Source organism: Mesorhizobium sp. M4B.F.Ca.ET.203.01.1.1 (genome assembly GCF_004791025.1).
Classification (GTDB): Bacteria; Pseudomonadota; Alphaproteobacteria; order Rhizobiales; family Rhizobiaceae; genus Mesorhizobium; species Mesorhizobium abyssinicae.
Map to the genome: position 1 here is coordinate 537,972 of NZ_SRUO01000001.1, position 14,219 is coordinate 552,190.

Here is a 14,219-nt window from a genome sequence, read left to right on the forward strand (position 1 = left end):
CCTCTCCCGTGAAGGACGGGGAGAGGGGGACGCCAGCGCTGGAGCTTGTTCCTTCTCCCCGTTCCTCACGGGGAGAAGGTGCCGGTAGGCGGATGAGGGGCAGCGCCGACCTTCGTAGAGAATCTACTTTATGACTCTCCCATCCGCTCCGAACCGATACGTCTTCGCCGGGTCCGGCGTCGCGTAGAGCGTCGAGCCTGGTTCGGCGTTGTAGACGCCGAAGATGCGCACGGTGAGCAGCCCGGCCTTCTCGCAATCGAGATAGAGGTTGGTGTCGGCGCCAAGATGCTCGGCGTGCACCACCGTGCCCTTCCAGGCGCCTGATGTCGTGTCGACGGTCAGGTGCTCGGGCCGCACGCCGACGGTCTTGGCCGTCTCGCCGAGCTTGGCGCCGTCGATGAAGTTCATCTTCGGCGAGCCGATGAAGCCGGCGACGAATTCATTCGCCGGCGAATTGTAGAGCTCCATCGGGCCGCCGATCTGCTCGATGCGGCCGGCGTTGAGGACGACGATCTTGTCGGCCAGCGTCATCGCCTCGACCTGGTCGTGGGTGACGTAGATCATCGTCGCCTTCAGGCGGCGATGCAGCTGCGCGATCTCCAGCCTGGTGTTGACGCGCAGCGCCGCATCGAGGTTCGACAACGGCTCGTCGAAGAGGAACAGCTTCGGCTCGCGCACCACGGCGCGGCCGATCGCGACGCGCTGACGCTGGCCGCCCGAAAGTTCGGCCGGACGCCTTTCCAGATAGGGCTCCAGCGACAGCATCGAGGACGCGATGCCGATGCGGCGGTCGATCTCTGCCGCCGGGGTGCCGGCCTGCTTGAGGCCGAGGCCCATATTGTTCTTCACCGTCAGATGCGGATAGAGCGCATAGGTCTGGAAGACCATGGCTATGCCGCGCTTGGCGGGCGGCGTGACGGAGACGTCCTGGCCATCGATGACCACCCGGCCGGAGGTCGAATCCTCAAGCCCGGCGATGACCCGCAGCAGCGTCGACTTCCCGCAGCCGGAGGGGCCGACGAAGACGACGAACTCGCCGTCATTGACCTCCAGGTCGATGCCTTTCAGCACCTCGACCGGCCCGAAAGCCTTTTTCACATTCTCGATGTTCAGCGAACCCACGGCGTCGTCCCTGTTTTGACTGGTTCTAGAGTTTGACGGCGGCGCCGCTGCGCACGCTTTCGTCGGCGGCGAGGCAGACGGCGAGCGACTTGACCGCGTCGTCCATATGCCGGGTGAGGTCGATGTCCTCGCGGATGGCCTTGAGCAGGAAGGCCTGCTCGAGATCGCAGAGTTCCTGATGGCCGGGCTCGCCCTCCATCGACAGCAACTCGTCCTGTTTCGCAAACCTGCCGTCCGGCCCGGTCGCGGCGCTGTGCAAGCGGATGGTCGAGGTCTTGGTGTGAGTGTCGATGTCGTCGGACTTGATGCCTTCCTTCATGACGATCGACACGCAGCCCTTGGGCGAGATGACGTCCTTCACGAAGAAGGCGGTCTCCGAGATCATCGGGCCCCAGCCGGCCTCATACCAACCGACCGAGCCGTCCTCGAACAGCACCTGCAGGTGGCCGTAATTGTACATGGAAGGGGCGACCTCGTCGGTCAGCCTGACTCCCATGCCGCGCACTTCCACCGGATTGGCGTCGGTGATCTGCAGCATCACGTCGAGATAATGCACACCGCAGTCGACGATCGGCGACGTCGTCTGCATCAGCTGCTTGTGCGTGCCCCAGGTGTGGCCTGACGATTGCTGGTTGAGGTTCATGCGGAACACGTAAGGGCCGCCGAGCTTGCGCGCCTCGGCGATCAGCCTGACCCAGGACGGGTGGTGGCGCAGGATGTAGCCGATCACCAGCTTCCTGCCGTTGGCCTTGGCGGCGGCGACGACGCGCCTGGCGTCCGCCACGGTGGTTGCCAGCGGCTTCTCGACGAAGACATGGCAGCCGGCCTCGAACGCCCGCACGGCGTAGTCGGCATGGCTGTCGGAATAGGTGGCGATCGCGGCGACGTCGGGCTTTTCCTCGCGCAACGCATCCTCGAAGGATCGCCTTATGCCGTAGCCGGCGAGCCCGTCCTGCAGCGGCACGTCGGAGCGATTGACGAGTGCTGCGATCTCGAAGCCCGGATTGGTGTGATAGGCCAGCGCATGGCTGCGGCCCATATTGCCGAGCCCGGCGACGACGACGCGAAGGGGTTTGTCGCTCACCTGGTTGCTCCACTTTTTCTTGAGAGGGTGTCACCCCACCCGGCGCTTCGCGCCGACCTCCCCATCAAGGGGAGGTAGAGCGTTGGCGTGAACATCCTCATTGCCGAAGAAGTTGCTCTGAATAGAAACGAGGGGCGGTCGATGAAAAAGCGACGACCTTCTACCTCCCCTCGATGGGGAGGTCGGCGCGCAGCGCCGGGTGGGGTGAGGCACGGCCCCACGGAGAATTGGCGGTCCGCATTCACTTGACGGCTCCCGACGTGATGCCGCGGATCAGCTGCCGCGAGAAGATGACGTAGAGGATCAGCACCGGCAGGATCGCCAGCGACAGCGCCGCCAGGATCGCGTTCCAGTTGGTGACGAACTGGCCGAGGAAGAGCTGCGCGCCGAGCGTCACCGTCTTGGTCTCTTCAGATGGCGCCAGGATCAGCGGGAACCACAGATCGTTCCAGATCGGGATCATGGTGAAGACGGCGACGGTCGCCATCGACGGGCGCACCAGCGGCAGCACCAGCCGGAAGAAGATCGTGTATTCCGACAGGCCGTCGATGCGCCCCGCGTTCTTCAGGTCGTCCGACACCTGCTTCATGAATTCCGACAGGATGAAGATGGCGAGCGGCAGGCCTTGCGCGGTGTAGACCAGGATCAGCGCCGTCAGCGTGTTGACCAGCCCGCTCGCCACCATCAGCTGCAGGATGGCGACGGTACCGAGGCGGATGGGGATCATGATGCCGAGCGCCAGGTAAAGCCCCATCATCGTGTTGCCGCGGAAGCGGTATTCCGACAGCGCGAAGCCGGCCATGGCGCCGAACAAAAGCACGAAGAACAGCGAGGCGACGGTGACGACGAGGCTGTTCTGGAAATAGTGGATGAAGTCGCCCTGGCCGATCACCGTGGTGTAGCCGATCAGGTCGAAGGTCTTCGGCGTCGGCGGCGTCAGCGGCGCGCCGAAGATGCCCGCGCGGGATTTGAACGAATTCATGATCACCAGGATCACGGGAAACAGCGCGATGGCCGTATAGGTCAACAGGACCGCGTGGGCACCGATGGTGCGGGGAAGCGAATGGGTTGCAGTGCTCATGGCTCGCCTCCTCAGAACTGGTAGCGACGCAGGCGCGTCTGGATGAGGAACAGATAGACGCAGACGCCGCCAAGGATGATCAGGAACATCATCGTGGCGATGGCAGCGCCCATGTTGGGATCGCCGATCTGCAGTTGGAAGCCGAAGAAGGCGCGGTAGAGGAAGGTGCCGAGGATGTCGGTCGAATAGTTCGGCCCGGCGAGCGCCCCTTGCGCGGTGTAGATCAGGTCGAAGGCGTTGAAATTGCCGACGAAGGTCAGGATCGAGATGATGCCGATAGACGGCAGGATCAGCGGCAGCTTGATCTTCCAGAACTGCGCCATGCCGGTGATGCCATCGCATTCGGCCGCCTCGATCACCTCGTCGGGGATCGACAGCAGCGCGGCGTAGATCAGCATCATCGGGATGCCGACGAACTGCCACACCGAGATCAGGCTGAGCGCGGTCAGCGCATACTCTTCCTTGCCAAGCCACGGCGTGAACAGGCTTTTCAGGCCGACAAGGTCGAGCAGGTGCGGCGCCACGCCCCACAGCGGCGACAGGATCAGCTTCCAGGCGAAGCCGACGATGACGAAGGACAGGATGGTCGGCACGAAGATCGCCGTGCGGTAGAAGGCGGCGAACCTCAGCCGCGGGCTGGAGAGAAGTGCCGCCAGCAGCACGCCGATCGGGTTCTGCACCAGCATGTGGATGATGAAGAACCAGACATTGTTCCTCAGCGCATTCCAGAAGCCCGCGGACCAGTTAGGGTCGCCGAACAGCGTGCGGAAATTGGCGAGTCCGACGAAGACCTGGGACTGCTCGATGTTGCGGAACAGCGAGAGCTGCAGCGTGCCGGCAAGCGGCAGGATCATGATTGCCGTGTAGACGAGCACGGCCGGCGCCAGGAAGACGGCGATGTGCCAGCGGATCGGTCTTTTCGGTCGTGTTTCTGCGGCCATGAGTTCGGTCCCCGCCGTTCAACGTCTTGGCGAAATGGTTGACGGCAGCGCTGCCCCTCACCCTTACCCTCTCCCCGTGAAGGACGGGGAGAGGGGGGCGCCGGCGGTGCGGCAAGTCCCTTCTCCCCGTCACTATACGGGGAGAAGGTGCCGGCAGGCGGATGAGGGGCGGCGCCGTCGTTTGCGGTCGATGCTATTGAAAACCGCAGGGCCATCCACTCGGAACGACCCTGCTTGCTGCCTGAGGCTTTACTTCGCCGGCTTGTACCAGCTGTCGAGACCGTCCTGCAGCTTCTTGGCGGCCGCTTCCGGCGTGTCGGTGCCGTTGATGACATTGGCCGATTCAACCCAGGTCTCGTTCTCGAGGTTCGGCGTGCCGCGCCCCAAAATCTGGTAGGTCGAGCGGATCGTGGACTTGCACTTGCCGCGCCAGGAGACGAATTCCTGCGCCAGCGGGTCTTCCATCTTCACCGGCGTGTTGTTCAGGCTGAAGAAGCCCGGCAGCGCGTTGGCGTAAATGGTGGCGAAGTCCGGCGAGGCGACCCAGGACAGGAACTTCTTGGCCGCATCGGCGTTCTTCGACGCTGCATTCAGACCCATGCCGATGTCGGTGTGGTCGGAGATGTAGCAGGTGTCGCCGGCCTTCTGCACCGGCGGCGGGAAGGCGCCCATCTTGAACTGCGCCTGGGTGTTGAACAGCGCGATTTCCCACGAGCCGGCCGGGTAGATGGCGGCGCGGCCGAGCGTGAACAGGTTCTGGCTGTCCGGATAGGTCTGGGCCTCGAAGCCATCGCCGAGATAGGGCTTCCACTTGGCCAGTTCCTTGTAGGGCTCGACCCAGTCGGCGTCGGTCAGCTTCTGCTCGCCCTTGATCAGTGCCTGGCGGCCTTCCTCGCCCTTCCAGTAGTTCGGGCCGATGTTCTGGTAGCCCATGGTCGCGGCTTCCCAGAGGTCCTTGGTGCCCATCGCCATCGGGATGTAGGTGCCGTCGGCCTTGATCTTGTCGAGCGCGGCGTAGAACTCCTCATTGGTGGTCGGCACCTTGATGCCGAGCTTGTCGAAGGCGTCCTTGTTGTAGATGAAGCCGTGGATGACCGAAGCCATCGGCACGCAGAACGTCGCCTTGCCGTCGTCGGTCTGCCAGGCAGACTTGGCCACGGGAGAGAAATTCTCCATGCCCGGCAGCGCCGACAGATCGGCGAGATTGCCCTTCTGGTAGAGCACCAGCGACTTGTCGAACGGGCGGCAGGTGATCAGGTCGCCCGCCGAGCCGGCGGTGAGCTTGGCGCCGAGCGCGGCGTCATATTCGGTCGGCGCCGACGGCGCGAACACCACCTTGATGCCGGGGTTCTTGGCTTCGAAGGCCGGGATCAGCTTGTCCTTCCAGATGGTCAGGTCGTCGCCGCGCCAGCTTTCGATGTTGAGGGTTACGTCTTCGGCATAGGCCACCCCGGCGGAGCCGAGGATGCTGGTGCCGAGCAGAAGGGCCGTCAGTAGTTTGGTCGTCATTTTCAGTCTCCCTGTTGACCTTTTTCAGGTTCGGTTTGATGAGAACGGGGGGCTAGCGCCCCTTGCTCCCCTCGATCGCGGAAAGGGCCGGCCGGAGCTTCCGCCCGGTCCCTTCCAGTATCTTCTCGGCCGTGTCGGCGTTGGCGGCGCCGGCGGCGAGCAGAATGGCGGTCTTGACCACGCCGCCGCTCTGTTCGAGCAGGCGCGCAGCATCGTCCCGGCCGCGCCCGCTGATGGCGGCGACGATGCGGATGGCGCGGTCGCGCAGCTTGATGTTGTCGGCGGTGAGGTTGACCATGTAGCCGTCATGGACATGGCCGAGATGGATGGCGGCCAGCGTCGACAGCATGTTGAGGGCGATCTTCTGGGCGGTGCCGGCGCCCATGCGCGTCGAGCCGGCAATCAGTTCGGGCGGCGTCTCGAGCACGATCGCGACATCGGCCGACCGGAACAGCGGCACGTCCCGGTTGTTGGCGATGGCGATGGTTGCGGCTCCCCGGCTCCGTGCGTGCTCAAGTGCGGCGACCGCATAAGGCGTCGAGCCGCTGGCCGAAATCGCGATCAGGCAGTCGCGCTCGCCGATGCCGGCGGCGGCGACGGCGGCCGAGGCTTCATCGGTGTCGTCCTCCGGCCCGCCGGCAAGGGTGCGGAAGGCCTCGTCGCCGCCAGCGATCAGGATGGCGATGCGGTCGCGCCCGATGCCGAAGGTGCCGGGCAGTTCCAGCGCGTCGGCCAAGGCCATCAGACCCGAACTGCCGGCCGCCGCATAGGCGAGCCTGCCGCCATCCTTCAGCCGCTCGGCGACGATTTCGGCTGCAGCGGCTATGGCGGGGATGGCGCCGCGCACGGCCTTGGCGGCCTCGATCTGCGCATCGGCAAGAAAGGAAAGGATGGCGTCCGGAGCCTGGATATCCAGCCCCTCGGCATTCTGGTGATGCGCTTCGGTGCGCTTCTCGGCCATCCGTTGTCCTCCAACTGACGAAACAATACCAAAAAAATACCACTTGTCCACACGGATTAACGAATTCGCCGCGCGAAATTCGCCTTGACGGCAAAATATCGTGGTTTTTCAATAAAATACGCCTTAATCTTTTTGAAAGCGAAATTAACTCTTGGCTATTGGTATTTTATTGGTATTATCCGTCCGGAGGAGAAATCGCGTGAATTTCGTACTTGGCATCGATGGCGGCGGCACCAGCTGCAGGGCGGCCCTTGCGACCGCTGACGGCGTCGTGCTCGGCCGCGCCAAAAGCGGCGCCGCCAACATCCGCACCGACCTCACCGGCGCCAGGACCAACATTGTCGAGGCGGCACGGCAGGCCTTCGTCGCCGCCGGCAAGAATCCGGAACTCATCCCGCAAACGCCCGCCATTCTCGGCCTCGCCGGTGCCAATGTCGGCACTTACAGGCAGCAGCTCGAGGCGATCCTGCCGTTCAGCGCCAGCCGCGTCGAGACCGACGCCGAGATCGCGCTGGAGGGTGCGGTCGGGCCCAGCGACGGCGCCATGGCCATCCTCGGCACCGGCACCGCCTATATGGCGCGCAAGGCGGGCAAGTCACGCGCCATTGGCGGCTGGGGTTTTCAGGTCGGCGACCAGGGCAGCGGCGCGCGCATCGGCCGCGACCTGCTGGAGCAGACACTGCTCGCCTATGACGGCATCCGTCCGGGCTCGCCGCTGACCGAGGCGATGCTCGCCGTCTTCCGCAACAACCCCGAGGACGTCGTCGAGTTCACCACCAATGCCAAGCCCGGCGATTTCGGCGGTTTCGCGCCAAAGGTCTTCGACCATGCCGCCAAGGGCGATCTTGTCGCCAACTGGATCCTCGACAAGGCGGTTGCCGATGTCGACGCCTCGCTCGGGGCGCTCGATCTTGCCGGCAATGCGCCGCTCTGCCTGCTAGGCGGCCTGGCGCCGCTCTACGCGCCGCGGCTTTCGGCGCGCTACCAGGCGCTGCTGAAGCCGGCGCTCGACGATGCGCTGGGCGGCGCCGTGCAGATGGCGGTACGCATCTTTGCGCGCGGTTCGGAGGGTGCCCAATGAGCGCCGCCGACCAGATCTTCGCCATGCTGAAGGAATCGTCGCAGAGCGGCGCGCCGCTCTATCTGCAGCTCAGGAAGAGCATCGAGGAAGCGGTCAATCGCGGCCTGATCGGGCCGGGCGACGCGCTGCCGTCGGAGCGCGACATCGCCAGCAAGGCCGACATCTCGCGCGTCACCGTGCGCAAGGCGGTGCAGGATCTGGTCAAGGGCGGCATCCTCGTCCAGCGTCACGGTTCCGGCACCTTCGTCGCGCCGCGCATGGAGCGCGTCGAGCAGTCGCTGTCCAGGCTCACCTCGTTCACCGAAGACATGGCGCGGCGCGGCATGGTGGTGCGCTCGGCCTGGCTCGATCGCGGCCTCTACGCGCCTTCGCCCGACGAGACGATGGTGCTCGGCCTGTCGTCGAACGAGCTGGTGGCGCGGGTGGCGCGCCTGCGCATCGCCAACGACACGCCGCTGGCGATCGAGCGCGCGTCGCTCTCGGCCAGCGTGCTGCCCGATCCCGAGGCGATCGGCTCCTCGCTCTATGCCGCGCTGGAACTGACCGGCAACCGGCCGGTGCGGGCGGTGCAGCGCATCTCGGCCGCCAATCTCGGTGATGGCGATGCGCGCCTGCTGGAAGTGCCGCCGGGGGTTGCCGGCCTGCATATCGAACGTATTTCCTATCTTGCGAGCGGCAAGGTGATCGAATTCACCCGCTCGATCTACAGGGGCGACGCCTATGATTTCGTCGCCGAACTCCGGCTGACCGGGCCGGGAGAGGAGAGCCGGCCATGAGCGCGAACCCCACCCATATGCGGCGCGAGATCGAGGAGATCCCGGAGGCCACGGCCCGCCTGCTCGATGGCTCGGCCGACGTGCTGAGCGAGGCCGGGCGCGGCATCCGCGAGCGCGATCCGAGCTTCGTCGTCACCGTGGCGCGCGGCTCGTCCGACCATGCCGCCACCTTCATGAAATACGCCGTCGAACTGACCGCCGGCCTTGCCGTCGCCTCGGTCGGCCCGTCCATCGCCTCGATCTATGGCGCCAGGCTGAGGCTCGCCGGCTCGGCCTGCCTGGCGATCTCGCAATCGGGCAAGAGCCCCGACATCGTCGCCATGGCGGAGACGGCGCGGGCCGGCGGCGCACTCACCGTCGCCATCACCAACACCGCCGATTCGCCGCTGGCGCGGGCATCGGACTTTGCCATCGACATCCTGGCCGGGCCGGAGCGCAGCGTCGCGGCGACCAAGACCTTCGTCAATTCGGCGGTCGCCGGCCTGGCGCTGATGGCGCATTGCACCGGCGACGATGCGCTGCTCGCGGCATTGGCGCGCCTGCCGGAGCATTTCGAGAAGGCAATCGCCTGCGACTGGATGGCGCTGGCCGGCGCGCTGGAGACGCCGCGGTCGCTGTTCATCCTCGGCCGCGGTCCGTCCGCGGCGATGGCCAACGAGGCGGCGCTGAAATTCAAGGAGACCTGCGGCATGCATGCCGAGGCCTACAGCGCGGCCGAGGTCATGCATGGGCCGCTGGCGCTGGTCGGGCCGGGCTTCCCGGTGCTGGCGCTCGCCGCGCGCGACGCTTCCGAACCGTCGGTCGCCGAGGCGGCCGACAATCTGGCCGGCAAGGGCGCGGCTGTGTTCGTGACATCGGGCAAAGCGACCAAGGCACGGGCCCTGCCCTATGTGGCGACCGGCCATCCGCTGACCGATCCGCTGGCGCTGATCGTGTCGTTCTATGGCTTCGTCGAGGCCTTTGCCCGCCATCGCGGCCTCGACCCCGATACGCCGCGCAATTTGCGCAAGGTGACGGAAACCGTATGAGCGACCGTTTCGCCCTCACTGGCGCCCGCATCTTCGACGGCGCCGACTGGCACGACAATGCGGCCCTCGTGGTGAGCGGCGGCCTGGTCGAGGCCATCCTCCCCACCGGCGCCATTCCGACCGGTGTCGATCGCATCGAGACCGACGGCCTGCTGGCGCCGGGCTTCGTCGACCTGCAGGTCAATGGCGGCGGCGGCGTCATGCTCAATGACCATCCCGACGTCGCCTCGATCGAGACCATTTGCCGGGCGCACGCCCCGTTCGGCACCACGGCGCTGTTGCCGACGCTGATCACCGATACGCCAGCGATCACGGCGGCTGCCGTCGCGGCCGGCGCCGCGGCGGCGCGGCAGAAGGTGCCGGGCTTCCTTGGCCTGCATCTCGAGGGCCCGCATCTGTCTGTCGCCCGCAAGGGCGCGCATGACCCGGCGCTGATCCGGCCGATGACGGACGTGGACCAGGCGGCGCTGATCGCGGCGCGGAAAGACCTGCCCGTGCTGCTGACCACGATCGCGCCCGAATCGGTCGAGCCAGCGCGTGTCGCGGCCCTGGCAAAGGCCGGCCTCATCGTCAGCCTCGGCCATTCCGACACCGGCTATGCCACGGCGAGCGCCTTCGCCGCGGCCGGCGCGACGGTGGTGACCCATCTCTTCAACGCCATGAGCCAGATCGGCAACCGCGAGCCGGGGCTGGCGGGCGCGGCCATCGACACAGGCGGGCTGTCGGCCGGCATCATCGCCGACGGCATCCATGTCGATCCAGCCACCATGGCGATCGCGCTGCGCGCCAAGAAGGGGCCGGGCAAGATCGTGCTGGTCACCGACGCCATGGCGACGATCGGCACCGACATGACGTCGTTCACGCTGAACGGCCGCACCATCTACCGCAAGGACGGCAGCCTCAGGCTGGCCGACGGAACCTTGGCCGGGGCCGATCTCGACATGATCTCGGCCGTGCGCTTCATCCACCGCGTCGTCGGGCTGGAGCTTGGCGAGGCGCTGCGCATGGCTTCGCTCTATCCAGCCGAGGCGATCGGCCAGGCGCACCGGCTCGGCCGCTTCGCCAACGGCACGGCCGCCGACATCGTGGGGCTATCTGAGGGGCTGGACGTGAAGAGCGTCTGGATCGGCGGTAAGAAGGTGTTAGGGGCGTAGGCCCTCGTACCCACCGGCAATCAGGAAACCAACGTTTTCGCAATTGGCGGGTGCCCGCCGCGCATCGTCATCGAAAACTATTGGCCGTAGAGATCTCTGTAGGTCTCGCGCAAAAGGTTCTTCTGCACCTTGCCCATCGTGTTGCGCGGCAGCTCGTCGACGAAGATCACCTGCTTTGGGTGCTTGTATTTCGCCAGCCGACCCGCGATGGCGTCGAGGACATCGGCCGCGCCGATGGCCGAGCCCGGCTTGCGCACCACGATCGCAGTGACACCCTCGCCGAAGTCCGGATGGGCGACGCCGATCACCGCGCTTTCGCTAACGCCGGCAAGCGCATCGATCTCGCCCTCGATCTCCTTGGGGTAGATGTTGTAGCCGCCGGAAATGATCAGGTCCTTGCCGCGCCCGACGATATGCACGTAGCCGTCCTGATCGACGAGGCCGAGATCGCCGGTGATGAAAAAGCCGTCGGGACGGAATTCCGCCTTGGTCTTTTCCGGCATCCGCCAGTAACCCGCAAAGACGTTCGGACCCTTCACCTCGATCATGCCAACCTCGCCCTGTGCGAGCGACCCGCCGCCGTCGGGATCGGCGATGCGCAGCGAAACGCCCGGCAAGGGAAAGCCGACCGTGCCGGCGCGCCGCTCGCCATCGTAGGGGTTGGAGGTGTTCATGTTGGTCTCGGTCATGCCGTAGCGCTCGAGGATGGCGTGGCCGGTGCGCTCTCGCCAGGCGGCATGCGTCTCGGCCAGCAAGGGCGCCGAGCCGGAAATGAACAGGCGGATGGTTTTCGCCGCCTGGGCGTCCAGGCCCTGCTGCTGCAGCAGGCGCACGTAGAAGGTCGGCACGCCCATCAGCGCGGTGGCGCGCGGCAGCAGCGAGACGATGCGGGCCGGATCGAATTTTGCCTCGAACAGCATCGAGGCGCCGGCCATCAGGATCACGTTGGTGGCGACGAACAGGCCATGCGTGTGGAAGATCGGCAGCGCGTGGATCAGGACGTCTTCGGCGCTGAAGCGCCAATGCTCGACCAGCACGCGCGCGTTCGAGGCGAGGTTCTCGTGGCTGAGCATGGCGCCCTTCGAGCGGCCGGTCGTTCCCGACGTGTAGAGGATCGCGGCAAGGTCGTCCGGTCCGCGCGCCACATCGTCGAAATCCGCCTGATTTCCGGAAGCGCTTTCGGGCAGCGAACCGTCGCCGTGCTGGCCAAGCGTCGCCAGCGCCGCGCCGGACGCCTGCGCCAGCGGGCCGATATCGGCCGCTCTTGCCGGGTCGCAGACCACCAGCCGCGGTTCGGCATCGCCAAAGAAATAGCGGAGTTCCGGCAGTGTGTAGGCGGTGTTGAGCGGCAGGAAGACGGCGCCGGCGCGCAGGCAAGCAAGGTAGAGCAGCACCGCTTCCGGGCTCTTCTCGACCTGCACGGCGACGCGGTCGCCCGGCGCCACGCCGGATTGCACCAACGCATGCGCCAGCTGCGCCGAGCGCGCCAGCATGTCGCCATAGGTGAGGGATCGCCCGTCATCCGTCTGCATGAGCAGCCGCCGAGGTGCCGTGACGCGGACGCGAAAAGCGTCGAAGAGGTGATTGCTCATTGTTGCTCCCGCGTGGCGCGGCGAATCCTGAATTCGCATTGTTTCGGCGAGAGCGAATATCAGATTTGAGCCTGGAAGAGCAGCTATTTGCGGCCGCGCAACGCCTTGGCCGCGGTTGCCTTGGGATCGCCGTCCTGGCTGAAACGCGCCATGCACATGGCCGCCGTCAGCCGGTAATGGTTGAGCAAGGCCTCGACCGCGCCGTCGGCGTCGCCATCGAGGGTGCGTTCGGCGATCTGGCGGTGTTCGGCAAGGTCGTCGCGTTCGTCTCCCGGGCCGTGCTGCGAGATCAGCCGGTAGCGGGAAGCCTGGTCGGAAAGCTGGTCGCAGAAACCGACCAGCCAATGCGACCGGCAGCCCGCGATCAGCGCGCGATGGAAGGCGCGATGCAGCTTCTCCCAGTCCGGATTGTTGGTCGAGGGCTCACCCGGCAGGCGGCGCTGGGCGCGCGCCAGGCGATGCAGCGCCAGCACCAGCTGCTCTTCCCATTCGCCGGTGCGGTGCTCGATCGATTCGCGCAGCGCCCTTTCCTCCAGCCAGCAGCGGGTGCGGGTCAGCTCATCCAGCTCCTCGGCGCTGACCGGCATGAGGAAGAAGCCGCGCTGGTCGTGGCGGCCGAGCAGGCCTTCCGAAGCCAGACGGTTAAGCGCCTCGCGCACCGGCGAAGCGCCGGCGCCATATCGCGAAACCACCCATTCGACCCGAAGCTTGCTTTCGGTCTCCAGCACACCGCGCAAGAGATCGTCCCGAAGTTGATGATAGACCGTGCTGGCAAGGGTGCTCTTGGGTCCGGCACCTTCATCGCCCGGATCGGCGGTTCCGTACGTCAATATCGCTCCTGTTGCCTGCCTTGGCCTGTTGTTGGTTCTTGTTGCGAAGCAGTCTCAATCCCGTACGCGTACTATACCGTGCCACACTTCGCGGCCTCAAGCGGAAGATGATGGTATTGGACTTAAAGAGGATAGAGCGCAGTGGCTCGCCGAAGTAACGGGCGGCTCAAGAATATTGAATTTTCTGAGAAGCTTGAGGCGCTGGACAGCGAAGCTACTCATTTCGGCTATCAATCAGACTGGGTATCCAGCCGAGATACGGTCAACGGCCAGGATCAGGCGGCGGCGCTGTCCGCCGCGGCTCTGATCGCCTCGATGTTGGCCCGGTAGGCCTCGACGCTGTCGCCCTTGAAGATGGCGGCGCCCGCGACCAGCACATCGGCGCCCGCCGCGGTGACCAGCGGCGCCGTCTCCGGCGACACGCCGCCGTCGATCTCGATGCGGATCGGACGGTTGCCGATCAGCGCCTTCACCCGCTTCACCTTGTCGACCATTGCCGGAATGAACGCCTGACCGCCAAAGCCCGGATTGACGGTCATGATCAGGATCAGGTCGAGCCGGTCGAGCACGTATTCGACAGCGCTTTCGGGTGTCGCCGGGTTGAGCGACACGCCGGCCTTCTTGCCGAGGTTCTTGATGGTCTGAAGCGAGCGGTCAAGATGCGGGCCGGCCTCGGCATGTACGGTCAGGCCGTCGCAGCCGGCCTCGGCGAAGGCGGCCAGATAGGGATCGGCCGGCGCGATCATCAGATGGCAATCGAAGAAGGCCTTGGTACGGTTGCGGATCGCCTTCACCACCGGCGGGCCGAAAGTGATGTTGGGGACGAAATGGCCGTCCATGACGTCGAGATGGATCCAGTCGGCGCCGGCCGCCGCGACGGCTTCGACCTCGTCGCCGAGCTTCGAGAAATCCGACGCCAGCACCGATGGCGCGATCAGGGTTTTCTTGGCCATGTCCGCTTCCCGTTCTTCAAGTCCGCTCCGCCCTAGCGCATCGGCTGCAAAATCGGAACCGATTTTCGGAAAGGACATGCCCGATTATGTGTTGGAGGGCAGCTAGC

13 protein-coding genes are annotated in these 14,219 nt (G+C 65.6%); 4 read left to right on the forward strand and 9 right to left on the reverse strand.

Translation table 11 applies throughout. From position 1 onward, the window contains the following. Positions 1–123 precede the first annotated feature (123 nt). From EN846_RS02475 to EN846_RS02505, 6 genes are all read right to left on the reverse strand, one after another. A complete protein-coding gene (locus EN846_RS02475; protein WP_127393009.1) occupies positions 124–1,122 on the reverse strand; it encodes an ABC transporter ATP-binding protein in 999 nt (332 codons plus the stop codon). Positions 1,123–1,147: 25 nt separating this feature from the next. Further along, complete coding sequence (locus EN846_RS02480; protein ID WP_127393010.1) at positions 1,148–2,206, reverse strand: Gfo/Idh/MocA family oxidoreductase; 1,059 nt, start codon at positions 2,204–2,206, stop codon at positions 1,148–1,150. Positions 2,207–2,447: 241 nt separating this feature from the next. Beyond that, the gene (locus tag EN846_RS02485; protein ID WP_127393011.1) at positions 2,448–3,287 is read right to left on the reverse strand and encodes a carbohydrate ABC transporter permease; all 840 of its coding nucleotides are present in this window, start codon (positions 3,285–3,287) and stop codon (positions 2,448–2,450) included. 11 nt (positions 3,288–3,298) lie between these two features. Further along, entirely contained in the window at positions 3,299–4,228 is a 930-nt protein-coding gene (locus EN846_RS02490) for a sugar ABC transporter permease (protein WP_127393012.1), read from the reverse strand. Positions 4,229–4,477: 249 nt separating this feature from the next. Further along, the gene (locus tag EN846_RS02500; RefSeq protein WP_127393014.1) at positions 4,478–5,737 is read right to left on the reverse strand and encodes an ABC transporter substrate-binding protein; all 1,260 of its coding nucleotides are present in this window, start codon (positions 5,735–5,737) and stop codon (positions 4,478–4,480) included. A gap of 52 nt (positions 5,738–5,789) precedes the next feature. Then, a complete protein-coding gene (locus EN846_RS02505; protein WP_127311309.1) occupies positions 5,790–6,698 on the reverse strand; it encodes an N-acetylmuramic acid 6-phosphate etherase in 909 nt (302 codons plus the stop codon). Positions 6,699–6,897: 199 nt separating this feature from the next. Between EN846_RS02505 and EN846_RS02510 the strand changes: the two genes are divergently transcribed. Genes EN846_RS02510 through nagA form a run of 4 tightly spaced genes read left to right on the forward strand, consistent with a single transcriptional unit; the run spans position 6,898 to position 10,737 of the window. Further along, positions 6,898–7,779, forward strand: coding sequence for an N-acetylglucosamine kinase (locus EN846_RS02510; RefSeq protein WP_127391739.1), 882 nt, complete (start codon positions 6,898–6,900; stop codon positions 7,777–7,779). Beyond that, the gene (locus EN846_RS02515; protein ID WP_127287221.1) at positions 7,776–8,555 is read left to right on the forward strand and encodes a GntR family transcriptional regulator; all 780 of its coding nucleotides are present in this window, start codon (positions 7,776–7,778) and stop codon (positions 8,553–8,555) included. The genes EN846_RS02510 and EN846_RS02515 overlap by 4 nt, the downstream gene beginning before the upstream one ends. Continuing rightward, on the forward strand, positions 8,552–9,583 hold the full coding sequence (locus EN846_RS02520) for an SIS domain-containing protein (protein WP_127391740.1): 1,032 nt from the start codon (positions 8,552–8,554) through the stop codon (positions 9,581–9,583). Before EN846_RS02515 ends, EN846_RS02520 begins: the two co-directional genes overlap by 4 nt. Next, positions 9,580–10,737, forward strand: coding sequence for an N-acetylglucosamine-6-phosphate deacetylase (gene nagA / locus EN846_RS02525; protein WP_127391741.1), 1,158 nt, complete (start codon positions 9,580–9,582; stop codon positions 10,735–10,737). Before EN846_RS02520 ends, nagA begins: the two co-directional genes overlap by 4 nt. A 77-nt stretch (positions 10,738–10,814) precedes the next feature. On the opposite strand, the gene EN846_RS02530 is transcribed toward nagA, so the two are convergent. The 3 genes from EN846_RS02530 to rpe form a co-directional block, all read right to left on the reverse strand. Then, on the reverse strand, positions 10,815–12,329 hold the full coding sequence (locus EN846_RS02530; RefSeq protein WP_127391742.1) for a malonyl-CoA synthase: 1,515 nt from the start codon (positions 12,327–12,329) through the stop codon (positions 10,815–10,817). Positions 12,330–12,412: 83 nt separating this feature from the next. Next, positions 12,413–13,159, reverse strand: a complete 747-nt coding sequence (locus EN846_RS02535; protein ID WP_127391743.1) for a GntR family transcriptional regulator — start codon at positions 13,157–13,159, stop codon at positions 12,413–12,415. 275 nt (positions 13,160–13,434) lie between these two features. Next, complete coding sequence (rpe, locus tag EN846_RS02540; protein ID WP_127391744.1) at positions 13,435–14,112, reverse strand: ribulose-phosphate 3-epimerase; 678 nt, start codon at positions 14,110–14,112, stop codon at positions 13,435–13,437. Positions 14,113–14,219 lie beyond the last annotated feature (107 nt).